This window comes from Streptomyces sp. NA04227 (assembly GCF_013364195.1).
Lineage (GTDB): Bacteria > Actinomycetota > Actinomycetes > Streptomycetales > Streptomycetaceae > Streptomyces.
Genome location: NZ_CP054918.1, coordinates 2,176,985 through 2,202,878, shown reverse-complemented (window position 1 = coordinate 2,202,878; position 25,894 = coordinate 2,176,985). Strand labels below are relative to the sequence as shown.

Below are 25,894 nucleotides of genomic sequence, written 5' to 3'. Positions count from 1 at the left end.
TGACCTTGTACCGACCTTCTTCTGAACTTCCGTCAACAGGCTTGTCGTCAGGGGCCATTGGGGCGGTGTTCTGCATGAAGAATTCACCTTCGGCTCGCTGACGGTGCCTGTTGGCCGCACCTCTGGAGGGGCAGGATTCTGGCGCCTCGTGACCCCGCGAGGCTCTCGCCCCCCTCCGGAGGTTTCGCATGCGCCGCCGCTACGCCCTGACCCTGGCCGCCACGGCCATGGCCCTGCCCGCCACCTTCCTGTCCACCGGCACCGCCTCGGCCGCCACCAAGCCCGAGGTCCTCAGCTCCTGGACCCAGACCAGCGCCTCCAGCTACAACGCCTGGAACTCCGCCCGCAACAACCAGGGCCAGTGGGCCTCCTACAACTTCGACTGGTCGACGGACTACTGCAGTTCCTCGCCCGACAACCCGTTCGGCTTCAACTTCAAGCTGTCCTGTGCGCGCCACGACTTCGGCTACCGCAACTACAAGGCCATGGGCACCTTCAGCGCCAACAAGGCCCGCATCGACTCGGCGTTCTACGAGGACCTGAAGCGCGTCTGCAACGGCCACTCGGGCGCCACCAAGACCGCCTGCAACTCCACCGCCTGGACGTACTACCAGGCCGTCAAGGTGCTCGGCTGACGGACCGCCGGGCACAGCGCCCCACGCACCACCTGAGCACGCGCACCACCTGAGCACCACCGACGGCCCGGATGTCCACGGGGGGCACCCGGGCCGTCGCGCTACGCGCGTCGACTTGGCGGTCGTACGCCTGGGTATGCGCGACCGATGCCGTACACATCCGGGCGTATCCGCCCATGCGCCCCCGCCCGCCTGTGCCGGGCGTGACCTGGGTGACACGCGTGCCGAGGCGTTCGGTGACACTGTGGTCAGGGCGACGGTGTCCGACGCCGCGCCGGTGACCCCGAGCGGGCAGGTCCGGCCGCCCCGCCGGCCGCAGACCCGCGGCCTCGGCACATCGGCAGTACGGCAGTACAGAGGAAAGGGATCTTCCAATGGCCGAGCGCTTCGACGTTGTCGTACTCGGATCGGGGCCCGGCGGCTATGTCGCCGCCATCCGCGCCGCCCAGCTGGGCAAGCGGGTCGCGATCGTCGAGGAGAAGTACTGGGGCGGCGTCTGTCTGAACGTCGGCTGCATTCCCACCAAGGCCCTGCTGCGTAACGCCGAACTGGCCCATCTGTTCACGCACGAGCGCAAGACCTTCGGCATCAAGGTGGACGGCGAGGTCAGCTTCGACTACGGCGAGGCGTTCCGCCGCAGCCGCAAGGTCGCCGACGGCCGGGTCAAGGGCGTCCACTTCCTGATGAAGAAGAACGACATCACCGAGTACGAGGGCCGCGGCACCTTCACCGACCCGCACACCCTCCAGGTCGCCAAGGCGGACGGCTCCACCGAGATCCTCACCTTCGACAACTGCATCATCGCCACCGGCGCCACCCCGCGCCTGCTGCCCGGCACCAGCCGCACCGAGCGCGTGGTCACCTACGAGGAGCAGATCCTCGCCGATGAACTGCCGCGGTCGGTCGTGATCGCGGGCGCGGGCGCCATCGGTATCGAGTTCGCGTACGTCCTTCACAACTACGGCGTGAAGGTCACCATCGTCGAGTTCCTCGACCGGATCGCCCCGCTGGAGGACGCCGAGGTCTCCGCCGAACTCGCCAAGCGCTACCGCAAGCTCGGCATCGACGTGCTCACCGGCACCCGGGTCGAGTCCATCGACGAGTCCGGACCGCAGGTCAGTGTCACGGTCACCGGCAAGGACGGCGCGAGCCAGGTGCTCCAGGCGGACAAGGTGCTCCAGGCGATCGGCTTCGCGCCGAACGTCACCGGCTACGGCCTGGAGGCCACCGGCGTCCACGTCAACGCGCGCGGCGCCATCGAGGTCGACGGCCGCTGCCGCACCAACGTGCCGCACCTGTACGCCATCGGCGACGTCACCGCCAAGCTGATGCTCGCGCACGCCGCCGAGTCGATGGGCGTCATCGCCGCCGAGACCATCGCGGACGCCGAGACGATGGAACTCGACTACGTGATGATCCCGCGCGCCACCTACTGCCAGCCGCAGATCGCCAGCTTCGGCTGGACCGAGGAGCAGGCCCGCCTGGAGGGCTTCGAGGTGAAGGTGGCCAAGTTCCCCTTCACCGCCAACGGCAAGTCGCACGGTCTCGGCGACTCCGGCGGCTTCGTGAAGCTCATCAGCGACGCCAAGTACGGCGAGCTGATCGGCGCCCACCTCATCGGCCCCGACGTCACCGAGCTGCTGCCGGAACTGACGCTGGCCCAGCAGTGGGACCTCACCGTCCACGAGGTCGCCCGCAACGTTCACGCCCACCCGACGCTGGGCGAGGCGGTCAAGGAAGCGGTGCACGGGCTCGCGGGGCACATGATCAACTTCTGACGTTCTGACGGTTCCGACGCGGGCGGTACGGGGATCGGGGTCCGGTCCTCTTCGTGCTCGTACGTATACGTCATGACGGAGCCGGGGCCGCGCGGTGTGCGCGGCCCCGGCTCCCGTGTGCGCTGTGGCTGCGTGCGGCCTCTACTCGCCCTGCCCGGCGGTCACTTGCCGAACAGGCCGAAGGTCTTCGCCGTGTTGAGGAACGGGTTCCGGATGCCGTCGGCGCAGCGGGTCCCGGAAGCGGGCAGGCGGGTGGTCAGCAGGTGCTCCTCCATGACCTTCCTGCTGCACGCGGTGCCGACCCCGTGGCCGAAGCCGTCGATCGGGACGAGGGCGGCGCGCGAGCCCATGGCCTCGCGCATCCGCTCGGCCCAGGCCAGTGAGGTGGCCTGGTCGTGGGTCTCGTTCAGGAGCAGCACCTTGGCCCGGGTCCGGTCCCAGGGGCCGGTCCAGCGGGGCAGCGGTGAACGGTCGCGCAGGCTGCGGCAGACCGTGTACGCGCCGGTCAGCATCGCCCCGTCGAGCGTGGACGCGGTCCGGGCCCGGCCCCATACGCCGGTCCAGCCCGCGTCCGAGCGGGGCGCGGGCGGCAGGTCGGTGCAGTTGGTGGCGTTCAGGACGTCGTCGCCGGAGTGGGTGTAGGCGGGCTTCAGGAAGCCGGGCCGGGGCGTGGGCGCGAGCCGGGGCATCGAGAACGTGGTGGTGCCGTCGGCCGGGAACGCGGCGGCGTACAGCTTCTGGAGGTTGGCCGCGGCCTGGGAGGCGGCGGACGCCGTGAAGGAGCCGCTGAGCGCGCGGGCGTTGCCCACGGTGGCGAGCCACGCCTCGCGGGCCTCGGCGCCGCCGGAGTCGTCGGAGCCGAACTTCTCGACCAGACGCCGGTACTTGGCCTCGGCCCCGCCCGCGAGGGCGCAGACCGCGCTCCCCGCCCGGTCGCAGGCGGCAAGGACCGCCTCCATGGTGCGGTCGGACTCCTCGGCGTCGGTGGCGACGTACCGCTGGAGGTCGTTGAACCGGGCCGGGTTGTCGACGACCCCGTGCAGGGCCATGGCACGCACCTTGTGCGGGAAGACGTTGGCGTACACGGCGCCGATGGTGGTGCCGTAGGAGATGCCGAAGTAGTTGAGGCGCGGATCGTGGAAGGCGCCCCGCAGCCGGTCCAGGTCGTGCACGTTCTCCATGGTCGACACATGGCTCAGGAGCGGCCCGGCGTGTGTGTGACAGGACTTCGCGAGCTGGTCGGCCGCCCCGAGGTTGCCGCGCAGTTCGGCGGTGCTGCGCGGGGCCTGGTACGGGGCCGCCAACTCGTCCAGGTCCTCACGTGCCTCGTCGTCGGCCGCACAGCGCAGCTGGGTGCTCTCGCCGACCCCGCGCGGGTCCCAGGTCACCAGGTCGAAGCGCTCGCGCACCTCGGGCGAGACCTCCTCGGCCCAGGCGCCGCCGCGTGCCAGGTCGATCCCGGAGCCGCCGGGACCGCCCGGGTTGAGGAAGAGCGCGCCGACCCGGGCGGCGGGGTCACCGGCCGGGCGGTAGGCGATCGCGAGGCGCACCGTGCCCGCGGTGCGGTCCGAGGCCGCGCTGTCGCCGTAGCCGCCCTTGGCGCGGTATTCGAGCGGCACCTCCAGGTACCCGCAGCGCCAGTCCGCCGGGATCGGCGTCTCGCCCTCCGGGTTCGCGCAGGCGCGGGGCTGGATCGCGGGCGGCTTCGGGCCGCTTTCGGCGACCGGAGAGGCGTCGGCCGCGGCGGGCACGGCCGTCGCGGCGAGGGCGACGGCCATCGAGGCGCCGAGCACGGCCCGGCGCGGGGTGAGCTTGCGAGCGCGCATCTGAGTGTCGTCCTCCGTTGTGTACGGGCCCGGTACGGGTGCACGGGCCGCCCCCCGTGCGCCGAGGGGCGTGTCCATACATGACCGGGCCCGCCGCACCCGTCCCACCGCCTCGGGCCGTGACCTCCGATGGCTGCGCGGAATCACCCTTGCGGACGCTCGGGGTTCTCGGCGCCCGTACCGGGACGGGGGTTCCGGACGCCCGGGTCCGATCGGGATAATGAACGCACCCACCCATTGATCGTTCTGCAAAACGAACGAGATCGCTCGACATCGCTGCGAAGCGCCACCGAGGAAGGAACGACCTGTGAGCGCCCCTGACGGCTCCATCCGGGACATGCTGGCGGTCAATCTCAAGCGGCTGCGCTCGCGCCGCGGGCTCTCGCTGTCCGAGCTGTCGCGGCGCTCGAAGATCGGCAAGGCCACGCTCTCGCAGCTGGAGTCCGGCACCGGGAACCCGACCATCGAGACGGTGTTCAGCCTCTCCCGGGTCCTCGAAGTGCCGATCTCCGAACTGCTCGACACCCGGCCCCCGGCCGGTCTGCGCGTGGTGCGCGCCGGGGAGGTGGAGGCGCTCAGCGGCGAGGGTCTCGACCTGCGCCCGCTCCAGCGCATCGAGTCGGGCGACACCGTCTTCGAGGTGTACGACCAGCAGGTTCAGGCCGGTTCGCGGCGCGACTCGCTCGGGCACGTCGGCACCGAGCACACCATCGTCCAGTCCGGTCGGCTCGGCGTACGGGTCGCCGGCGAGGAGGCCGAACTCGGCCCCGGCGACTACGTCGGCTTCGACGCCGCCCAGCCGCACGGCTACGAGGCGCTCGACGGTCCTGTGCGGTCCGTGCTGCTGCTCCAGTACGGGAAGGACCGGGCGCCGTCCCAGTCGCCGTACGCCTCGCCGGGCGAAGGCGAGTAAGGGCGCGAGGCCGGGGCGCGGCTCGCCCGCCGGCGCGCGATCCCGCGACTTCCGGACCGCCCATGAGTGTGGGCCGAAGACGCCGAGCCCGTGACCGTTGACACCCTGCTGTGGGCACGCCTAACCTCCTCTCGTTCGATAAAACGAACGGGAGGGTTCGATGCGCGGAACACGAGCGGTGGTGATCGGTGCTGGGATCGTCGGTGCCGCCTGCGCGCGTGAGCTGGCGCTCGCCGGGTTCGCCGTCACCGTGGTGGACCGGGGCGGCGCCGCCTCGGCGACCACCGCGCACGGCGAGGGCAACATCCTGCTCTCCGACAAGGGCCCGGGACCCGAGCTGGAGTTGGCCAAGCTCTCCCGCCGCCTGTGGCCCGAGGTGCTCGACGCCATCGCCCAACGCTCACGCAGGGCCGCCGAGTTGGTGCGTGCCGTCGAATGGGAGCCCAAGGGCGGCATCGTCGTCGCCACCACCGAACCGGGCGCCGAGGCGCTGACCGCGTTCGCCGCGGGCCAACGCGCGTGCGGCGTACGGGCCGAGACCTTGGACGAGGATCAACTCACCGCCGCCGAACCCTTCTTGACCCGCGACCGGCGCACCGCACTGCACTACCCCGAGGACGCCCAGGTCCAGCCCGCCGCCGCGGCCACCGCCCTGCTCGCCGACGCCCTCGCCGAGGGCGCCGAACTCCGCACCGGCTGCGAGGTGTTGGGCGCCCGGACCGGCCCCACGGGCCTGACCGGCGTACACACCTCGCTCGGTCTGCTCGAAGCCGAACTGTTCGTCAACGCGGCCGGACCCTGGGCCGGTGCGCTCTCCGCGCGGCTCGGCGCACCGGTCGACGTACGCCCCCGGCGCGGCGACGTCCTGGTCACCACACCCCTGCCGCCCACCGTCTTCCACAAGGTCTACGACGCCGACTACGTGGGTGCCGTCGGCAGCGACGACGCCGACCTCCAGACCTCGGCGGTGGTGGAGTCCACTCGCGGCGGCAGCGTGCTGCTCGGCTCCTCGCGGCGCCGGGTCGGCTTCGACGACCGGCTGCGCCCCGAGGTGCTCGCCGCCGTCGCCGCCAAGGCCCTGCGGCTCTTCCCGTCCCTCGCCGACATCCCGGTGATGCGGGCCTACGGCGGCTTCCGCCCGTACGTCCCCGACCATCTGCCCGTACTCGGCGCCGACCCGCGCCTGGCCGGACTCTGGCACGCGGGCGGGCACGAGGGCGCGGGCATCGGACTCGCCCTCGGCACGGCACGGCTGCTGCGCCAACTCGTCCTCGGCCGCCCGACGGAGATCGATCCGGACCCGTTCCGCGTCGACCGCCCCGCCGTACTCGCCGAGGCGCCCCCGGCGGAACACCCCGAGCGCCCCGAGCATCCGGAACACCCCGAGCACCCCGAGAACTCCAAGCATTCCGAACGCCCTGAGAACTCCGAGCACTCCGAAGGAAGGGAGCACCCGTGACTCCACGTCTCGTACCGGCGGCGGCCGACGCCGTCGGGCGCCGCGAGCGGCCGTTGCGCCTCACCGTCGACGGCGAGCGGGTCGACGGCCTCGCGGGCCAGAGCCTCGCGGGCGTGCTGCTCGCCTCCGGCAGGCTCCACTGGCGCCGGGGTGCTTCGGGTGCCCCGCGCGGAGTGTTCTGCGGCATCGGCGTCTGCTTCGACTGCCTGGTCACCGTCAACGGCGTCCCGGACGTCCGCGCCTGCCGACGCCGCGCACAGGACGGCGACGAGGTGACCACCCAGGCCCGTACGTCGCCGGGGGAGGGCGCAACGCCCCAGCAGCCCAACTCGCCCGAAAGCGCGAGCTGATGAGGCGACGTCAGGTGGTCGTCGTCGGTGCGGGCCCCGCCGGTCTCGCCGCCGCGCGGTCCGCCCTCGCCGCGGGCGCCGAGGTCACCCTGCTCGACTCGGCGCCGGACCCGGGCGGCCAGTACCACCGCATGCTGCCCGAGGAGTACGAGGCCGCCCGCCCCGAGCGGCTCCAGCACGGCTGGCGGGACTTCGCCCGGCTGCGCCGCGCGCTGCTCGGCCACCCGCGCTGCACCTGGCGGGCCGAGACCTCCGTCTGGGCCCTGGAACGCCGGGGCCCGGGCGAGCGCAAGCCGCCGCGTGTGCACGTGCTGCACGGCCCGGCCGACGGTTCCGGACGCACCCGGCACACCCTGGACCCCGACGCCCTGGTCCTCGCCACCGGCGCCCACGACCGCGTACTGCCTTTCCCCGGCTGGGAGTTGCCCGGTGTGTTCACCGCCGGAGCCGCGCAGGCGCTGGCCAAGGGTGAGCGGGTGGTGGTCGGCGACCGGGTCGTGGTCGCCGGGAGCGGCCCCTTCCTGCTGCCCGTCGCCGCCTCGCTGCTCGAAGCGGGCGCCCGGGTGCGGGAGGTGCTTGAGGCCAGCACCCCTGCCACGCTCGTACGGGGATGGTCGCACCGTCCCTGGCAGTTGGCCGCGCAGGTCGGCAAGACGGCTGAACTCGTCGAGTACGCGGGCGCGTTGGCGCGCCACCGGGTCCCGTACCGCACCGGCCGTACGGTCGTCGAGGCGCGCGGCGAGGGCCGTGTGGAGGAGGTCGTGACCGCGCGGCTGCGGCCGGACTGGTCGGTGGTGCCGAGCAGTGAGCGGACCGTCGCGGTGGACGCCGTCTGTGTCGCGCACGGATTCAGTCCGCAGCTCGAACTCCCGGTGGCAGCGGGCTGTTTGGTCGACTCGACCCCGGCCGGAGAGTTCGTCCGGGTCGACGGCGACCAGCGCACCTCCGTCGCCGGGGTCTGGGCGGCGGGCGAGATCACGGGCATCGCGGGCGCTCCGGCGGCGCGGGCCGAGGGCGCGCTCGCGGGCTGGTACGCGGCGGGCGGCCCCGTCGGCGCCCGGCCGCTGCGGGCCCTGCGCCGCAGCCGCGACCAGGGCCGCGCCTTCGCCGAACGGCTCGCCCGCGCCCACCCCGTCGGCGCCGCCTGGCCCGGCTGGCTGCGCCCCGAAACCCTGGTCTGCCGCTGCGAGGAGACCCCGTACGGGGCGCTGTGCCGCGCGGCCGAGGAACCCGCGGGCGCCGCCGCCCGTACCGCGAAACTCGCCACCCGCGCCGGACTCGGCCCCTGCCAGGCACGGATGTGCGGCCCCACCGTCACCGAACTCACCGCCCGGCTGCGCGGCCCCGCCCCGGACGGCCACGACACCGACGGCCTGCCCGCGCCGGCGATCCACCGCCGCCCACTCGCCCAGCCCATCCGCCTCGGCGAACTCGCGGCGGGGCCCGCCCCCGTACCCGAACCGGAACGCGAGCCCGAGCCCGACGGCACCGGCCACCCCCAGTCCAGTACCCCCAACCCCCTTACCAAGGAGTCCAGTTGAGCACCATCGACAACAAGCCCAAGACCGGTCCGCTCGGCGGCGTCGTGGTGGCCACGGCCCTGCCGTACGCCGAGGATCCCGCCGCACCGGCCGGGCTCGCGGTCGACTACGACCGGTACGCCGAGCACTGCAAGTGGCTGGTCGACAACGGCTGTGACGGTGTCGGGCCCAACGGCTCGCTCGGCGAGTACTCCTCGCTGACCGACGAGGAGCGCCGCCGGGTCGCCCGTACCGCCGTCGAGGCGGTGGGCGGCGCGGGCAAGGTCGTCGTCGGCGTGCACGGGGTCGGCGCGCACCAGGCCAAGTACTGGGCCGAGATCGCGGCCGAGGACGGCGCGGATGGTGTGCTCTGCCTGCCGCCGACCATGTACCGCGCCAACAGGGCGGAGATTCTGGGGCACTTCGAGGCCGTCGCCTCGGTCGGGCTGCCGGTGATGGTCTACAACAACCCGCTCGACACCAAGGTCGACCTGACCCCCGACCTGCTCGCCGAGATCGCCCAGATCGACAACATCGCCGCCGTGAAGGAGTTCTCCGGCGACGTACGGCGGGTCTTGGAGATCCGTGAGAGCGCCCCCGGCCTGGAGGTCGTCAGCGGCGCCGACGACGTCGTCCTGGAGAGCCTCCTCATGGGCGCGACCGGCTGGTTCGCCGGATTCCCCAATGTCTTCCCGGCCGAGTCCGCCCGGCTGTTCGCGCTCGCCACCGAGGGCCGCCTCGCCGAGGCGCGCGCCCTGTACGAGCCGCTGGTGGCCGCCTTCCGCTGGGACTCGCGCACCGAGTTCGTACAGGCCATCAAGCTGGGCATGGAGAAGGTCGGGCGCTTCGGCGGCCCCTGCCGCCCGCCGCGCGGACCGCTCGCCGCGGACCTGCGGGCCGGGGTGGAGGCCGACATGGCCCGCGCGATCGCCGCCCTCGAACGGCAGGCCGCCGCCTGATGCGCGCGGTCCGCAGCATCAGCGCGGTCGACTCGCACACCGAGGGCATGCCGACCCGGGTCGTCACCGGAGGCGTCGGCCCGATCCCCGGCGACACCATGGCCGAACGCCGCCGGTACGCCGTGGAGCACCTGGACGGTCTGCGCCGCTTCCTGGTCGACGAACCGCGCGGCCACTCGGCGATGAGCGGGGCGATCCTCCAGCCGCCGACCCGCCCGGACGCCGACTGGGGCGTGCTGTACATCGAGGTCAGCGGCTTCCTGCCGATGTGCGGCCACGGCACCATCGGTGTCGCGACCGTGCTCGTGGAGACCGGCATGGTGGCGGTCACCGAGCCGGAGACACTGGTCCGCCTGGACACCCCGGCCGGACTCGTCGAGGCGCGGGTGCGGGTACGGGACGGCGTCGCCGAGCAGGTCACCCTGCGCAACGTGGACGCCTTCGCGCTGGAGCTGGACGCCCGGGTGCCGGTGCCCGGCCTCGGGGAGATCCGCTACGACATGGCGTACGGCGGAAACTTCTACGCCGTGGTCGAACTCGCCCAAACCGGGCTGCCGTTCGACCGGGCACGCAAGGACGAGATCCTGAGCGCGGGCCTCGCCGTCATGGAGGCGGTCAACACCCACCGCCGTCCGGCGCACCCCGAGGACCCGGCCATCTCCGGCTGCAAGCACGTGCAGTTCCTCGCCCCCGGCTCCGACGCCGCGCACTCCCGCAACGCCATGGCCATCCACCCCGGCTGGTTCGACCGCTCACCCTGCGGCACCGGCACCAGCGCCCGGATGGCCCAGCTCCACGCACGCGGCGAACTCCCCCTGCACACCGACTTCGTCAACGAGTCCTTCATCGGCACCCGCTTCACCGGCCGCCTCGTCGGCACCAGCACGGTCGGCCAACTCCCCGCCGTCGTACCGGAGTTCTCCGGCCGCGCCTGGATCACCGGCACGGCGAACTATCTGCTCGACCCGAGCGACCCGTTCCCGCAGGGCTTCGTGCTCTGAACACGTGCTCTGAGTACGTGCGCCGAGTACGTGCGAACCGGCAGCCCACTCACTCCACAGGACAGGACCGAGACACACGTGAACCCCACTCCGACCGACCGCGTACTCGCCGCCGCCGCGGCGGAGGCCGCACCCAGCTGGGCCGCGAGCCCGCCGGATCTGCGGGCCCACGCCCTGACCACGGTCGCCAAGGCCCTGGAGGAGGAACGGGAGGCCCTGGTGGCGGCGGCCGATGCCGAGACCCGGCTCGGCCCCGCCCGCCTGAACGGCGAACTCACCCGTACCACCTTCCAGTTGGGCCTGTTCGCGGCCGAGGCGCGGGCGGGCGAGCACTACGACGTACGCATCGACCGCGCCGATCCGGCCTGGCCGACCGGCCCCCGCCCCGAACTGCGCCGCTACCGCACCGCGCTCGGCCCGGTCCTGGTCTTCGCCGCGAGCAACTTCCCGTTCGCCTTCAGTGTCGCGGGCGGCGACACGGCCTCCGCCTGGGCCGCGGGCTGCCCGGTGATCGTCAAGGCCCACCCCGGTCACCCCGAACTGTCGCGGCTGACAGCGGAGTTGATCGACCACGCGCTGGCCCGCGCGGGCGCGCCCGAGGGCGTGTTCGCGCTCATCGAGGGCGAGGAGCAGGGGATCGAGGCACTGCGTCATCCCGCCCTGCGCGCGGCGGCGTTCACCGGCTCCCAGCGCGGCGGGCTCACCCTCGCCCGTATCGCCGCCGAACGACCCGAACCGATCCCGTTCTACGGGGAGTTGGGCAGCGTCAACCCGGTCGTGGTGACCGAGGAGGCGGCGCGCGTCCGCGCGGCCGAACTGGCCTCCGGCTACGTCGGCTCGCTCACCCTGGGCGCCGGACAGTTCTGCACCAACCCCGGGCTGCTGTTCGTCCCCGCCGAGGACCACGGTCTCGTCGACGCGATCGCCTCGGCCCTGCGCGGAGTCGAGGCCGCGCCGATGCTCGGCGACCGTTTCGTCCAGGGCTATCTCGACGGGGCGCGACGCCTCGCCGCACTGCCCGGCGTCCGTACCCTCGTCCGGCCCGCCGACGACGAGACCCCCGCGCCCCGGCTCCTCGCGACCGACCTGAAGTCCTTCGTCGCGGCGGGCGAGGAGGCCGCCGAGGAGTGCTTCGGCCCGCTGGGACTCGTCGTGACCTACCGCCAACTCGGGGAGCTGGCAGAAGTCTTGAGCCGCATGCCCGGCCAACTGACCGCGAGCGTGCACGCCGAACCCGCTGAGGCGACCCAACTCACCTCACTTGCCGGGGTCTTGGCAGACCGCAGTGGCCGCGTGCTGTGGAACCAGTGGCCCACCGGCGTCTCGGTGACCCATGCCATGCAGCACGGCGGCCCCTTCCCCGCGACCACCGCACCGGCCGGCACCTCGGTCGGCACCGCCGCTCTCGAACGCTTCACGCGACCGGTCGCCTACCAGGGCGCCCCGGAGGAACTGCTGCCCGAGCCGCTGCGGGACGACAACCCGTGGGGCGTGCCGCAGCGGGTACGGGCGAGCTGAGTCAGCGCCGGCCCGTGAGCAGCGCCCGCACCAGGCCCACCTCCAGGGCGACGAGTCCTCGCACCATCGGCACGGCCGTCGCCAGGAGCAGCACGCCCACACCGGTGTGGAAGCCGATGTCGGCGGCCCGGGAGGAGATGCCGAAGGCGAGGTCGAGCAGGCCCTCCTCGCCCCCGTCGCGCGGGAGCGACCAGGACCAGGTGCCGTAGAGGAGTTCGCCGAGGCCGCCCACCGTCCAGGTCAGCGCCAGCGAGAAGGTGACCGTACGCAGGACGAGCCCCAGGAACATATGGCTCAGGTCCGCCCAGGCACGCGGGTCGGCGAGCGAGCGGAACATCCAGCGCACGCCCGTCGCGTGGTTCTCGCGGTAGCGCGGCGCGGGCATGGCCCGTCCGGTGACCGCCTCGGCCCGGCGCCGCTCCAGCGCGGCGTGCCGCCGGGCCAGGGCGAGGGTTCCGGCGAGCACCGGCAGGCCGAGCCAGACGACCAGGGTGCCCAGGCCGAAGGAGACCCCGACGCACGCGGCCACGAACACGGCCAGGCTGAGCGGGAATCCGGCGAGCAGATAGACCAGGGCGTGCCCGAAGGCGGGGGCCTTGGCGCTACGGGGAAGGTGGGCGGCGGGGGTCCGCGGCGCGGCGTGCGCGAAGAGCGGGGGCGTGGTCTCGGTCATGGCTCCAGCTTTCCGCCGGGGCCCTCGCGGACCCAGCCGGACGGCCCCCGGACCGGGGGTGGGGACAACCCCACCCGTGCGGGCGGGTGTTGACCGCCGCCGGGCTCAACTGGTGCGCCGTACAAGGAGAACCGCGATGTCGTCGTGCGAACTGCGCGACAGCGCGGGCGTGACGACCAGATCCGCGAGGGCGTCCAGGGAGAGGCTGTTGGCGATGGACTGCGCGGGGCCGCCCTCGCCGGAGGCCGCGGCGACCGTACGCCGTCCCTCCGGGCCGTCGCCGTCCGGATCCCCGTCGGGCGGGCGTTCCCGCGTCCACTGCGCGAGGGCGTGCATCAGCTCGTAGACGGCCTCCGTGTAGTCGGCGTCGCGGCGCTCCACCAGACCGTCGGTGAACAGCAGCAGGATGGCGCCCGGCGGCAGGGTCCCGTCCAGGTCCGGGTACTCGCTGTCGGCGAAAGTGCCGAGCGGCAGCCCGCCGGGCACCTCCAGCTCGTGCACCCGCCCGTCGGGGTGCACCACCAAGGGGTACGGGTGTCCGGCGCGCACCGCCGTGTAGTCGCCGCTGACCGGGTCGAGCTCGATCAGACAACTCGTCGCGAACAGCTCGGTGTCGAGGTCGGCGAGGGTGTGGTTGCCGAGCTGCATCAGCGCGGTGGGCGTCGGCCCCATCTTGGCGTGGGCCCACATCGAGGTCCTCAACTGCCCCATCACGGCGGCCGCTTCGGCACTGTGACCCTGCACGTCCCCGATCGCCAGGGTGACCCGCCCGCCCGGCATGCTGAGGATGTCGTACCAGTCGCCGCCCACGTGCAGCCCCTGCGAACCCGGCAGATAGCGCACCGCCGCCTCCAGGCGCGGCACGTCCGGGATGGTGCGCGGCAGCATCAGCTGCTGGAGCTCGTTCATCTGGCGGCGCCGGGCGTCGAACTGCTCGGCGCGGGCCAGCGACTGGCCGAGAATACCGGCGGCCGCGGTGTGCGCGACCTGGACCTCCGGTGTGAACTCGTGCGGCTCGGAGTAGTTGACGACCCAGATGCCGACCAGGTCCTCGCCGGTGGTCAGCGGCAGCAGGGCCGAGGCCTGCACCTCCTCCTCGGGCACCAGGTCCGGCTGCCAGACCGAGGCGGTCAGGGCCTCGCGGTCGCCGAAGAACATCGGCCGGTCCATCCGCAGCTCCCGTTGCAGCGGATGGCCCGCGTCCAGGGCGGTGAGGCGCTCCAGCCGGCGCAGCGACTCGCCGTGCAGCCCGCGGGTGCCGACCAGATGCATCCCGGTGCGCTCACTGACGTACAGCGCGGTGGAGCTGCCGCCGAGACCCGGCAGGACGGTCTCGTATACCTTCTCGATCACGCTCTGGGTGGACATCGCGTCGCTGAAGGCGCGCGAGACGTCCAGGATGAACTGCTGGCGTGCGGCGCTGAGTTCCTCGTTGCGGCGCTGCTCGGTGCGGTCCTGGGCCACGCCCAGCATGCCCATCGGCCGTCCCTGGGTGTCGTAGACGACCTTGCCGCCCGCGGCGATCCAGTGGACGCTGCCGTCCGGCCAGACGACGCGGTACTCGCCCCGGTAGATCCCGGTCTCCTTGGTCCGCTCCAGGAGCTCCTCGACCTGCTCCCGGTCGTCCGGGTGGATCGCGCCGATGAAGGTCTCGTGGCGTTCGTCGAACTCCTCCGGCTCCAGACCGAACAGACGGCAGATCCGGTCGTCCCAGATCAGTTTCCCGGAGGCGAAGTCCCAGTCGAAGGAGCCGATCTCGGCGTTGGTCATGGCCAGTTCGAGCCGGGCCGCCCGGGAGCGGCCCTGGATGAGCCGCAGGGCCTGGTCGAGCCGTTCGTCGCTCTCGGCGCCGGTACCCATCGAGAGCAGATGGTCGAGCCGGTGCGCGCAGACGGTGGTGATCAGCGTCAGCTCGTGCTCCTCCACACCGGACAGCGGATCGAGCCGGTCGAGCTGCACCATGAGCGTGCCCAGGCACCGGTCGTCCACGAGCAGCGGCAGCACACTGAAGGAGGTCGGCCGCCGCGGTGAGACGCCGACGGGGAAGAGGTCCCGGTACTCCGCGGCGAGCACGTGTTCCGGGACGCGGGTACGGGCCACCCGCACGAGCGGCTGTTCGGCGTCCGGGGGTATCAGCCGGAAGGAGTCGAGCGCCTCCTCGGGGTAGCCGACGCCCATGGCCATCCGCATCCACCCGTCGTCCTGGAGCAGATGCACCAGGCCGGAGGAGGCGCCCACCCCGGTCAGCCAGACGTCCATCGCGGTGGTGAGCAGCGACTGCGGGTCGGGGCAGCCGAGCAGCTTGGCCATCGCCTCGGCCACGGACCGCTCGTCGCCCGGGTCGGCCGTGGTCGCGTCGTCGCCGGGGTCCGCCGTGGTCACGGCGCCGCCCGGTGGCCCGGTCGCCACGGGACCGCCGTCGTGGCCCGCCGTCCCGGTCGGGGATGGCCTCGACGACGGATGGCGATCGTCGTCCCGCCTGTCCTGAGCTTCGGCCACGTCGCTCCTTCGCCGGGCTCGCCCCACTGAGCGTCTCGCCGTCCGGCCCTGCCTCGTCCGGTCGCGATGCCTCGCGGACCTCGCGGGCGCGAAAGATCCGCGCCCCGTTAGTCATGGTCACCCAAAAACGGGGCAGCAGCGATCGGCGGCGTCCGGTGGGGGAGGCGGGCTGACGTTTCCGCAGGTGGGGCGGGTGAGCATGTCCATGCCAGTAGACGGGCGGGCGTTCGTGGAGCCTGGCCGCGCCCCTCCTCTCCGCCCGTCCGCCACTTCCTTACCGGCCGTAGTCGAGAGGACGGACCGTGTTCGCGCCGCCGACCCTGTTCGGGCCGACCGAGCGTGGCGCGTGGTGCGCGCGCCGGTTTATCGACCGGTTATCGGCCGTGAAGAACCGACAAGTGCCGAGCGGGAAGAAAGAGTGCCGCCGGAAGGATCGTCCTATAAATGAATCAGCAGCTCGCCCGTTTTTTCGCGGACGAGTGAACTGCCGTTACTCAAAACCCTTTTGCCCAGTTCTCATTGCGTCGGACGGGGCAAGCCGTCCGTGGCCATGAAAGGAAAAGCATGAACGCGATCACCTTCGAGGAGCTGGACGGTCTGACCGGGGAGCTTCTGCCCGAGCGCGCTGTCCTGTCCACCGTTGTTCCGTTCAACAACGCCGGTGGCGGCCACGACGCCGGTGGCGCGAGCTCCAGCGCTGTCGCGGTCGGCGGCGGTGACAACGGCGGCGGTGCCCTCTCCACCTCGGCGTGCCAGGCTCAGCAGGTTCACGGAACCCCGGGCCTCGTCGGCGCTCTGGGCCTCGGCTCGAACAACCCGAGCAACAGCCTCACCTGCGTGCCGGCTGCTACGGCCACGCACTGAGGTATTTCCTCCTCGGGCGCGGGGGAGGGCGATCGCATCGCCCTCCCCCGCGTTTTTTGTTTTCCCGGCCGTGCCCGGTACGGGCGTGACCGGCACCGTGCGCGGCTCGTTGTCCGTGCAGTAGCCGTCATGCCTTTCCGGGCCGTGACCACCGGCAGTCCGCCGTAGGAGATCGTCATCAATACGCGAGTGTCCAGCCCCTCGGAAAAGACCGCACCGCCTGCCGATTACCCCGTGCCGGGACTGACCGAAGGCACCGAACTGGTCGGCGAGTTCACGGGATCCGGATATCGCGTCCCGCCTCATCTGGTGCACCGTTTCGACGGGCAGGTCATTCATCTGCCGCCGCTGCTGTACCAGGCCACGAAACTCATCGCGGAGCACGAGCGCACCGCGGAACCGGAACCCGCCGGAAAGCGCCGCGCCAAGTCCGGGGCGACGCAAGGCGGTTATGCCGTCATGGCGAAGGTGGCCGAGGAACTGGGCAAGCTCAGCGGGCGTGCCTTCACCGCCGAGCACGTCGCGTATCTGATGGACAAGAAGTTGGCGCCGTTGGGGATCACGCGGTACAGCGACGGTTCGCCGCCGGAGATTCCGAAGGCGAACAGTTTCCTGACCCTGCGGTTCCGTAAAGCGGTGCTCTCCGAGCGGGCGACGTGGTTCATCGCGGGCCTGTTCGCCTGGCTGTTCACACCACTGGTACTGATGGCGGTCGTCGCCACGGTCCTGGTCGGCGAGGTGTGGGTGTTCCTCTCCCAGGACGTCGGCACCGCCGTTGCCACCTCGATGGCCAGCCCCAACTCCGTACTCATCGTGGTCACCCTGACCCTGACCTCCTCCGCCTTCCACGAATGCGGCCACGCCGCCGCCTGCCGCTACGGCAAAGTCAAACCCGGCGTCATGGGCTGCGGCATCTACCTCGTCTGGCCCGCCTTCTACACCGACGTCACCAACTCCTACCGCCTGGGCCGCGCCGGACGCCTACGCACCGACCTCGGCGGCGTCTACTTCAACGGGATCTTCGTCCTCGCCCTCATCGCCGCCTACCTCAACACCCACAACCCCGTCATCCTCGCCGCCATCCTCTTCACCAACCTCGAGATGGCCCAACAACTCCTGCCCACCCTCCGCTTCGACGGCTACTACATCGTCTCCGACCTCGTCGGCATCCCCGACCTCTTCAAATACATCGGCCCCATCCTCAAACACGCCGTCCTGCGCAAACCCGCCGACGCCCGCCTCGACGCCCTCAAACGCTGGCCCCAAATCGTCGTCACCGTCTGGGTCCTCACCGTCCTGCCCGCCCTCGCCGTCCAACTCGCCATCGTCCTCACCCGCCTGCCCCAATGGACAGCCTCCGCCCTCGACTCCACCCACAACCTCGCCGACGAAGCCCTCAACAACCCCCACCCCGTCCTCGGCGTCGCCTCCGCCCTCCTGCAGATCATCCTGCTCCTGCTCCCCCTCGTCGGCGTCCTCCTCATCTGCTGGCAACTCCTCAGCTCCCTGCTCGGCTTCCTCATCCGCCGCTACGTCCCCGAGAAGACCCGGGCCGCGTTCGCCGCACGCCTCACCCGCCGACGCCGCCGCGCCGCCTTCCTCACCCTGGCCCTCGCCGCCTCCCTCGCCCTCATCGCCTGGGCCCTGATCCCCTCACCACAGCCGACCACCGCACACCGCCCCACCCGCACCACCACCCCCACACCCGCACCCAGCCCCACCCACCCCCACGACACCAAACCCGCACCCCAGGACGAGGCTCCGCGCGACACCGCGACCGGTGCGCCGAGCGAGCCGTCGGCTGCGGCGCCGACCGAGCGGCCGGGTACGAGCGACAAGGGGCAGGAGAAGGCGGAGAGTTCGCCGTCCCCGCGGGAACCGAGCGCCGAGCCCGAGCCCTCCGCCGCCGAGGAGCGGCCCGCCGCGGAGGAGAAGCCCGCCAAGAACGAGCCGGAGCCCGAGCCGTCCGCCGAAGAGCAGGACTGTGCCACCCTCCTCGGCCTCTCCCTCGGCCCGCTGCTCTGCCGCTGAGCGGGACGGACGCGCGTTTACCGCACGGGTGATCTGCGTGGATATGGTGACCCGGTGCCGGTGCCGCCTGTGCAGGGGAGTTCGCGATGAGAGTGCGAGTGCCGCGTCGGCGACGCTCGCGTCCGCTCACGCCCACGGCCCGGGTGCGCAGGCTCCGTCGGCGGATCACCGTGCTCTTCGCGCTCACCAGCGCCGTCGGCGTGGTGGCCATGGGGGCCTTCGCGGTACGCAGCGACGCCCAGCGGTGGCGGGCGCAGCTCGACCAGACCATGAACGCGGACACCAGCTGGGACCTGGGCCTGCTGGAGATCGACGAGAACGGCGGCCTCGACACCCGCGTCCTGGTCGACACCGTGGACACCGACTGCCCGCCGCTGACGATCCTCACGGCCAGGCACTCCGGCGGGAAGCTGCGGCTGAACGTCGAGCACGCCCCGGAGAAACCCTGCCTGCCGCTGCGCTCCTCGGTCGTACGGGACGTGGCCGCGGCCGCGGTGCGCGAGGACGGCGAGGTGGCCTTCGACCGGCGCACCCCGGGCGGTGACCCGGTCCGGGTGTTCGCGCTGCCGTACTACCCGGCCGAGACCGACGAGAACACCCGGCCCGAGGGCGCCCTGGTCACCTGGTCCGACGCCTCGGAGCAGCGCGCGGACCACCGGCGGCTCGCCTGGCTGGTGACCGGCGCCTGCGCGGTCCTGGTCGCCATGTCGGCGGTGGTCGGGCACCTGCTGTCCGGGCGCGCCATCCGGCCCGCCCTCGCGGCCCTCGGCCAGCAGGAGGCCTTCCTCGCCGACGCCGCCCACGACCTGCGCACCCCGACCGCGTCGCTGCGGATGCTCGCCGAGACCGGGCTGCGCGGCGAGACCGACCCCTCGGACGTGCTGCGGCGCACCCTGCGCCTGTCCGAATCCATGGGCGGCCTGGTCGACGGGCTGCTCACCCGGGCCCGGCTGATGTCCGGCACGGCGACGCTCGCCCGCGAACCGCTGCGCCTGGACCAGCTCGTCGAGTCGGTCGTGGCGGACACCCCCGCCGAGGGACACCGCGTCGCCGTCGAGGCCGAGCCGTCCGTGGTGTTCGCCGACCCCGACCTGGTGCGCAGGGCGGTCGCCAATCTGCTCGGCAACGCCCTCACCCACGGGCACGCGCCCGGGGAGGCGGCCGACGTGCGGATCACCGTCTCGGCGAGCGGCATCGTGACCGTCGACGACGCGGGCCCGGGCCTGCCCCCGCAGGTGGCGGGCGCCCTGTTCGAGCGGTTCCGCAGCGGCTCGGGCTCCACCGGTCTCGGCCTGTCCATCGCCTCCTGGGTCGCCCACGCCCACGGCGGCACCCTCACCGCGGGCCCCGGCGCCCGCGGCGGCGCCTCCTTCGTACTGCGGCTGCCCCCGGCACGGGAGAACGACAAGAGCCGGGGCTGATCGCTGCCTCGATACAGCCGGCACGAGTTGACACAAGTTGACACGAGTCGAAGGGTCCTCGTCCCGGGCCGGAGCCCAAGCAGGCGCTGCCGACTGCGAGTTGGCCGCCGCAGGGATCGGCACTCCGCCCCCATGTGACCTTTGCCTCATCCGCACCGAAGTGTTCCCCGGCCGCGCCTTGTCGTACGGGTGCCGAGTCCGCGAAAACCGGGCCGTACGGGGGCGGATGGGCGGGCCGACGGCGGCGCGGCGGCAGGTGGGCGGGGCAGGTGGCCGTCGATGATCAAATCGGCGGACGTTAGCATATGAGCGTCGCCTAGCTCGAAAGATAAGCCTGTGACTGTCAATGAGGACTCGTTCACCAACTGGATGCACCGCGAGGAGATCGCGGAGTCGATGATTCCGATCATCGGGAAGCTGCACCGCGAGCGGGACGTCACCGTCCTGCTGCACAGCCGCTCCCTGGTGAACAAGTCGGTCGTCAGCATCCTGAAGACCCACCGGTTCGCCCGGCAGATAGCAGGCCAGGAGCTGTCCGTCACCGAGACGATGCCGTTCCTGCAGGCCCTGACCGAGCTCGACCTCGGCCCGTCCCAGATCGACCTGGGCATGCTCGCGGCGACCTACCGCAGCGACGAGCGCGGCCTCACCGTGCGGGAGTTCACCGCCGAGGCCGTCGCCGGTGCCACCGGGGCGAACAAGATCGAGCGCCGCGAGGGCCGCGACGTCGTCCTCTACGGCTTCGGCCGCATCGGCCGCCTCGTCGCCCGGCTGCTCATCGAGAAGGCGGGCTCCGGCAACGGCCTCAGGCTGCGCGCCGTCGTGGTCCGCGGCGGCGGTGCCGGGGACCTCGTCAAGCGCGCCTCGCTGCTGCGCCGGGACTCCATCCACGGTCAGTTCCAGGGCACGATCACCGTCGACGAGGCGAACAGCACGATCGTCGCCAACGGCAACGCGATCAAGGTGATCTACGCCAACGACCCCTCCGAGGTCGACTACACGGCGTACGGCATCAAGGACGCCATCCTCATCGACAACACCGGCAAGTGGCGCGACCGCGAGGGCCTGTCCAAGCACCTGCGCCCCGGCGTCGACAAGGTCGTACTGACCGCTCCGGGCAAGGGCGACGTGCCCAACATCGTGCACGGCGTCAACCACGACATGATCAAGCCCGACGAGCAGATCCTGTCCTGCGCCTCCTGCACCACCAACGCGATCGTCCCGCCGCTGAAGGCGATGGAGGACGAGTACGGCGTACTGCGCGGCCACGTGGAGACCGTCCACTCGTTCACCAACGACCAGAACCTGCTGGACAACTACCACAAGTCCGAGCGCCGTGGCCGCTCCGCGCCGCTGAACATGGTCATCACCGAGACCGGTGCCGCCTCGGCCGTCGCCAAGGCGCTGCCCGACCTCAAGGCGAAGATCACCGGCAGCTCGATCCGCGTCCCGGTCCCGGACGTCTCGATCGCCATCCTCAACCTGCAGCTGGCCCGCGAGACCACCCGCGAGGACGTCCTCGACTACCTCCGCAACGTCTCGCTGACCTCGCCGCTCAAGCGCCAGATCGACTTCACCAGCGCCCCCGACGCGGTCTCGAACGACTTCATCGGCTCGCGGCACGCCTCGATCGTCGACGCCGGTGCCACCAAGGTCGAGGGCGACAACGCCATCCTCTACCTCTGGTACGACAACGAGTTCGGCTACTCCTGCCAGGTCATCCGGGTCGTCCAGCACGTCTCCGGGGTCGAGTACCCGACCTTCCCGGGTGCGGTCGCCTGACCGGGCAGCCCTACGGGTTATGCGGCAACCGGCGCTTTTCGGCGCCGGTTGCCGCTGTTTTGCCGCGTCCCGCTCACGTCCGGTCCGGCGGCGGGTGGATGTGGATACCACCGCTGATGTCGCGGGCCTGGACCACGGGTCCGTGCAGCTCCGCGTGGCCCGAGACGTTGTTGGCCGTGGCCGAGGCGCCCGGCCGGGCCAAGGGAGTGGCGGGGTGCGCGGCGCGGGGAGCGGCCGCTTCGGGTTCCCGGACCACCCGGACCCGGTAGCCGTCCAGCCCGGCGTGTCCCTGGCGCTCCTCGGCCGCCGAAACGCCGAGCAGCCGATGCGCGGCCCGCTCCGCGGCGGCCACCGTCCCGCCCTCCGCCCGGGCCCGGTCACGGATCTCCGACAGCTCCCGTCCCACGACGGCCAGCCGCTCCCGCGTACCCCGCAGCAGCACCTGTGCCCGCTCCCGGGCCAGAGGCTCCTCCTCGGCCCTGGCGCGACACCGGTCCCGGCGCCGGTCGAAGCGATCCAGCGCGGCGCCCACCGGATCCTCGGCCGACAGATCCCAGTCCAGCTCCACGCCGAGGGCCTCGGCCGTCGCACGGAGCACCTTCCGCGCCTTGCGGTGCAGGCCCAGCCATCGCCGCCCGCCGCTTCCCTCGGCGCGTACCCGGCCGAGCACGTCGAAGAGCAGATGGAGCGCGTCCCGTACGGTCACGGGTGCTCCGGACGACGTCAACTCGCCGAGCCGCGTACGCCATTGGGCGACGAGGTCCGGTTCCACGTCCTCGACGCGGCACAGGTGCTGGTCCAACCCCGCGTAGGCGGCACGTAGTTCCGCATCCAGGTGTGCCGACAGCGGATCGTCGAGTACGGCGAGCAGCCGCGCCCGCTCGGCCTCGACAGCGGCCTCGTCGTCCGCCGGCCCGTCCGCCCTGCCGCCGCCCCGCTCGGCCCTCGCCGCCAAGAGCACTTCCGCACGGGCGAGTTCCTCGGCCTCGGCGAACAGCGCGGCGGCGCGTTTGGTGCAGCCCAGTTGCTCGGCGATCTCCTTGCACAGGCGGTACGGGGAGAGCGGAGAGTCCGGCCGCAGGGTCAGCAGCAGGGCCGAGGGTTCCGGGAAGTCGAGCAACAGGAGGGCGGGCAGGTCCGCTTCGGGGATTCCGAAATGGGTGGCGCAGCGGGAGGCGGCCTCGGTCCAGGCGAGGTGGTGCTCGCGCGGGGTGAACGGCGCCGCCGTGTAGGAGTGTCCGTCGATCCGCGTACCGGGCTCGGAGTGGCGGCTCACGGACATGACCAGTTCCCCGGCCAGTTCGGCGTAGCCGCCGCCGAGCGGGAACACCCTGAGGTCGTGCATCTGTGCCACGTCGCGCAGGAAGCGGCCGGACATCGAAGTGAAGGTGGTGATCGGCGACTTGGCGGTGGCGGGTTCGGGGCAGAGCACGGCGACCAGATGCCCGGTGACGTCGTGGATGCTCGTCCACTCACGGGTGAGTTCGCGTTGCAGGGGCGCCGCGTCGGCACCGCGCGCGAGGACCACGAGCAGTGAACTGAACCCGGCTTCCCTTGCGGCCCTGACCACATGGGGCAGAAAGGCGGCTGCCGAGACCGGGGCCGACCACATGAGCCCTCCGCATCCTCCGCGGCCCGGGAACCTCGGCGACCCCGGGGACCCTGCACGTCGAAAGCCGCGGGAATCCTCGTCCTCGACGCTACACGGCGACCGGGTGGACCGAGCGGTGAACGCGGCCGTGGCGCTGCGGAGTTCAGCGTGCGCGGGGAGCTCTTGGCGGGGCGGGGCGGGGCCTGGCGGGAGCGGGCCGTAGTCCCGCCGCGCGGCCCGGCGGCGACGGCCTGTGCAGGAGGTGAGCCCACCCCCTGCACAGGCCGGACGTCAGCCCCCGGCCGTGCGCAGGGCTTCGCGCAGAGTCCGGGCCGCGGCGGTGAGTTCGTGCAGGGCGGCACGGGTCTCGGGCCAGCCGCGGGTCTTCAGGCCGCAGTCCGGATTGACCCACAGGCGCTCGGCCGGGATCGCCTCAAGTCCCTTGCGCAGCAGGGCCGTTACTTCCTCCTCGTCGGGCACGCGCGGGGAGTGGATGTCGTAGACGCCGGGGCCGACCTCGCGCGGGTAGTCCGCCTTGGCGAGTTCGCGGGCGACCTGCATGTGGGAGCGGGCGGCCTCCAGGCTGATGACGTCCGCGTCCAGCGCGTCGATGGCGGCGAGGATGTCGCCGAACTCCGCGTAGCACATATGGGTGTGGATCTGGGTGTCCGGCCGTACGCCGCCGGTGGTCAGCCGGAAGGCCTCGGTGGCCCAGGCGAGGTACTCCGGGTGCCGGGCGGCGCGCAGCGGCAGTGTCTCGCGCAGCGCGGGCTCGTCCACCTGGATCACCGAAGTGCCCGCAATTTCAAGGTCGTTGACCTCGTCGCGCAGGGCGAGCGCGACCTGCCGCGCGGTCTCACCGAGGGGCTGGTCGTCACGGACGAAGGACCAGGCGAGCATGGTGACCGGCCCGGTCAGCATGCCCTTGACCGGACGGGCGGTGAGCGACTGGGCGTACTCGGCCCAGCGCACCGTCATGGGCTCGGGGCGGGAGATGTCGCCCGCCAGGACGGGCGGGCGGACGTAGCGGGTGCCGTAGGACTGGACCCAGCCGTGCCGGGTGGCGAGGTAGCCGGTGAGCCGCTCGGCGAAGTACTGCACCATGTCGTTGCGTTCGGGCTCGCCGTGCACCAGGACGTCCAGGCCCGCCTTCTCCTGGAAGGCCACGACCTCGCGGATCTCGGCGGCGATGCGCTCCTCGTACGCCGCCGTGTCGATCCGGCCCGTACGCAAGTCCGCCCGCGCGGTGCGCAGTTCACCGGTCTGCGGGAAGGAACCGATGGTCGTGGTCGGCAGCAGGGGCAGGCCGAGACGTTCGCGCTGGGCCGCGGCCCGCCGGGCGTACGGCTGGGAGCGGCGGGCGTCGGCGTCGGTGACCGCGGCGGCCCGGGCGCGTACGGCGGGGTCGTGGGTGACCGGGGACTGCGCCCGGGAGGCGAGGGCGGCGCGGTTGGCGGAGAGTTCCGCGGTGAGCGAGCCGGTGCCATGGGTGAGGCCATTGGCCAGGGCGACGACCTCGGCGCTCTTCTGGCGGGCGAAGGCCAGCCAGCGCAGGATCTGCGGATCGATGTCGCGTTCGACGGCCGCGTCGAGCGGGACGTGCAGCAGCGAGCAGGAGGCGGCGACATCCACATGGTCGGCCAGACCGAGCAAAGTGCCCAGTGTGGCAAGGGACTTGGACAGGTCGTTGATCCAGATGTTGCGGCCGTTCACGACACCGGCGACCAGCCGCTTGCCGGGCAGCCCGCCCACCGCGGCGAGGTCGTCGAGGTTGGCGGCGGCGGCCTCGGTGAAGTCCAGGGCGAGACCGTCGACCGGTGCCTTCGCCAGCACCGGCAGGGCCGCGCCCAGGCGGTCGAAGTAGGAGGCGACGAGCAGCTGGGGACGGTCGGTGAGGGTGCCCAGTTCACGGTAGGCGCGCCCGGCGGCGTTCAGTTCGGCCGGGCTCCGGTCCTGCGCCAGGGCGGGCTCGTCCAGTTGCACCCACCGCGCACCGGCCGCGCGCAGGTCGGCCAGGACCTCGGCGTACACGGGCAGCAGGCGGTCCAGGAGCGTGAGCGGGTCGAAGTCCTCGGCCACGCCGGGTGCGGGCTTGGCGAGCAGCAGATAGGTGACCGGGCCGACCAGGACCGGGCGGGCGGTGTGGCCCAGTTCCAGGGCCTCGGTCAGCTCCGCCACCTGCTTGCGGGAGTCGGTGCGAAAGCGGGTGTCCGGGCCCAGCTCCGGGACCAGATAGTGGTAGTTGGTGTCGAACCACTTGGTCATCTCCAGCGGTGCGACCCGCTGGGTGCCTCGCGCCATGGCGAAGTACCCGTCCAGTGCGTCCGCGTCGAGGGCCTCACGGTGCCGCTCGGGGATCGCGCCCACCATGACGGTGGTGTCCAGGACATGGTCGTAGTACGAGAAGTCGCCGGTCGGTACCTCGTCGATACCGGCCTCGGTCAGTTGCCGCCAGTTGGTGCGGCGCAGCTCGGCCGCGGTCGCCCGGAGGGCGTCGGCGCCGACGCGGCCCTTCCAGTAGCCCTCGATGGCCTTCTTCAGGTCCCGGTTGCCACCCTGGCGGGGGTAGCCGTACACGGTGGCGCGTGCCGCCGCGGCTGCGGACTTGGCTGTCACGGAGATCTCCTTCGCGAGACGAATCCCTGAGATCCCGGAGAACGGGACGAGAGCGCGAAGGGAGCAACAGACCGGACGGCCGGGACCCGCGCGGCGATAGCACGGTCGCTGTGTCCGATGTGTGCGCCGACCCGCCCTCGAGGTCACCGGGATGTCCGCGCACGGAAGGTTCCGCACGCGGGCAGTTGGCAGGTCTTCGGACTCACGGGCACGTCTCGCGGACACGAGACACCTACTGGCCGTCGCTTCCCAGGCCCTCCATGGACCCAGTGCGTATGACGGCGGTCGTTCCTGTTCACCGCTGCGGGGCAGTCCCGGATTCCCACCGGGTTCCCTCTTGCGACGCATCCCGTCTGGCGGACGGGGCGAACCTACTGCACCGGTCAGCCTAGAGGGGGTCCGGGCGCGGCGCAGGGGCGGGGCACCCAGCAGGGGCCGGTGACCTGCTCCGTAGCAGG

At 72.1% G+C, this 25,894-nt stretch carries 18 protein-coding genes and 1 riboswitch; of the genes, 13 read left to right on the top strand and 5 right to left on the bottom strand.

Translation table 11 applies throughout. The features are described 5' to 3' along the window. The first annotated feature begins 188 nt into the window (after positions 1-188). Both HUT18_RS09110 and lpdA read left to right on the top strand, forming a co-directional pair. Positions 189-635, top strand: coding sequence for a phospholipase (locus tag HUT18_RS09110; RefSeq protein WP_176099415.1), 447 nt, complete (start codon positions 189-191; stop codon positions 633-635). A gap of 374 nt (positions 636-1,009) precedes the next feature. Then, positions 1,010-2,413, top strand: coding sequence for a dihydrolipoyl dehydrogenase (gene lpdA, locus HUT18_RS09105; RefSeq protein ID WP_176099413.1), 1,404 nt, complete (start codon positions 1,010-1,012; stop codon positions 2,411-2,413). 161 nt (positions 2,414-2,574) lie between these two features. On the opposite strand, the gene HUT18_RS09100 is transcribed toward lpdA, so the two are convergent. Beyond that, entirely contained in the window at positions 2,575-4,239 is a 1,665-nt protein-coding gene (locus HUT18_RS09100; RefSeq protein WP_176099411.1) for an alpha/beta fold hydrolase, read from the bottom strand. 307 nt (positions 4,240-4,546) lie between these two features. Between HUT18_RS09100 and HUT18_RS09095 the strand changes: the two genes are divergently transcribed. From HUT18_RS09095 to HUT18_RS09065, 7 genes are all read left to right on the top strand, one after another. Further along, positions 4,547-5,152 (top strand): XRE family transcriptional regulator, encoded by a 606-nt coding sequence (locus HUT18_RS09095; RefSeq protein ID WP_217710475.1) that lies wholly within the window; start codon positions 4,547-4,549, stop codon positions 5,150-5,152. Between the two features lie 160 nt (positions 5,153-5,312). Further along, positions 5,313-6,611, top strand: a complete 1,299-nt coding sequence (locus HUT18_RS09090) for an FAD-binding oxidoreductase (protein WP_176099409.1) — start codon at positions 5,313-5,315, stop codon at positions 6,609-6,611. Next, entirely contained in the window at positions 6,608-6,961 is a 354-nt protein-coding gene (locus tag HUT18_RS09085; protein ID WP_176099407.1) for a (2Fe-2S)-binding protein, read from the top strand. Before HUT18_RS09090 ends, HUT18_RS09085 begins: the two co-directional genes overlap by 4 nt. Next, positions 6,961-8,502 (top strand): FAD-dependent oxidoreductase, encoded by a 1,542-nt coding sequence (locus HUT18_RS09080; RefSeq protein WP_176099405.1) that lies wholly within the window; start codon positions 6,961-6,963, stop codon positions 8,500-8,502. The genes HUT18_RS09085 and HUT18_RS09080 overlap by 1 nt, the downstream gene beginning before the upstream one ends. After that, entirely contained in the window at positions 8,499-9,440 is a 942-nt protein-coding gene (locus HUT18_RS09075) for a dihydrodipicolinate synthase family protein (RefSeq protein WP_254878492.1), read from the top strand. Before HUT18_RS09080 ends, HUT18_RS09075 begins: the two co-directional genes overlap by 4 nt. Then, on the top strand, positions 9,440-10,441 hold the full coding sequence (locus HUT18_RS09070) for a proline racemase family protein (RefSeq protein ID WP_176099403.1): 1,002 nt from the start codon (positions 9,440-9,442) through the stop codon (positions 10,439-10,441). Before HUT18_RS09075 ends, HUT18_RS09070 begins: the two co-directional genes overlap by 1 nt. Before the next feature lie 78 nt (positions 10,442-10,519). Next, a complete protein-coding gene (locus HUT18_RS09065) occupies positions 10,520-11,959 on the top strand; it encodes an aldehyde dehydrogenase (NADP(+)) (RefSeq protein ID WP_176099401.1) in 1,440 nt (479 codons plus the stop codon). 1 nt (position 11,960) lies between these two features. On the opposite strand, the gene HUT18_RS09060 is transcribed toward HUT18_RS09065, so the two are convergent. After that, positions 11,961-12,632: a sensor domain-containing protein gene (locus HUT18_RS09060; RefSeq protein ID WP_176099399.1), complete on the bottom strand. Its 672-nt coding sequence runs from the start codon at positions 12,630-12,632 to the stop codon at positions 11,961-11,963. Between the two features lie 105 nt (positions 12,633-12,737). Then, complete coding sequence (locus tag HUT18_RS09055) at positions 12,738-15,014, bottom strand: SpoIIE family protein phosphatase (RefSeq protein WP_176099398.1); 2,277 nt, start codon at positions 15,012-15,014, stop codon at positions 12,738-12,740. Positions 15,015-15,695: 681 nt separating this feature from the next. On the opposite strand from HUT18_RS09055, the gene HUT18_RS09050 reads away from it, so the two are divergent. The 4 genes from HUT18_RS09050 (at position 15,696) to HUT18_RS09035 (ending at position 21,229) form a co-directional block, all read left to right on the top strand. Beyond that, the gene (locus HUT18_RS09050; protein WP_176099396.1) at positions 15,696-15,995 is read left to right on the top strand and encodes a hypothetical protein; all 300 of its coding nucleotides are present in this window, start codon (positions 15,696-15,698) and stop codon (positions 15,993-15,995) included. Positions 15,996-16,229: 234 nt separating this feature from the next. Beyond that, positions 16,230-18,026, top strand: coding sequence for a hypothetical protein (locus HUT18_RS09045; RefSeq protein ID WP_176099394.1), 1,797 nt, complete (start codon positions 16,230-16,232; stop codon positions 18,024-18,026). A gap of 86 nt (positions 18,027-18,112) precedes the next feature. After that, complete coding sequence (locus HUT18_RS09040; RefSeq protein ID WP_176099392.1) at positions 18,113-19,447, top strand: sensor histidine kinase KdpD; 1,335 nt, start codon at positions 18,113-18,115, stop codon at positions 19,445-19,447. A 336-nt stretch (positions 19,448-19,783) separates the two neighbouring features. Further along, positions 19,784-21,229 (top strand): glyceraldehyde-3-phosphate dehydrogenase, encoded by a 1,446-nt coding sequence (locus HUT18_RS09035; RefSeq protein ID WP_176099390.1) that lies wholly within the window; start codon positions 19,784-19,786, stop codon positions 21,227-21,229. Positions 21,230-21,302: 73 nt separating this feature from the next. On the opposite strand, the gene HUT18_RS09030 is transcribed toward HUT18_RS09035, so the two are convergent. Together HUT18_RS09030 and metE are read right to left on the bottom strand one after the other, a co-directional pair. Beyond that, entirely contained in the window at positions 21,303-22,841 is a 1,539-nt protein-coding gene (locus HUT18_RS09030) for a hypothetical protein (RefSeq protein WP_176099389.1), read from the bottom strand. A gap of 270 nt (positions 22,842-23,111) precedes the next feature. Further along, positions 23,112-25,436 carry a 5-methyltetrahydropteroyltriglutamate--homocysteine S-methyltransferase gene (gene metE / locus HUT18_RS09025; protein WP_176099387.1) on the bottom strand — a complete coding sequence of 775 codons (2,325 nt, stop codon included), beginning with the start codon at positions 25,434-25,436 and terminating at the stop codon, positions 23,112-23,114. 169 nt (positions 25,437-25,605) lie between these two features. Beyond that, a riboswitch (cobalamin riboswitch) is annotated at positions 25,606-25,826 on the bottom strand. Positions 25,827-25,894: the final 68 nt, after the last annotated feature.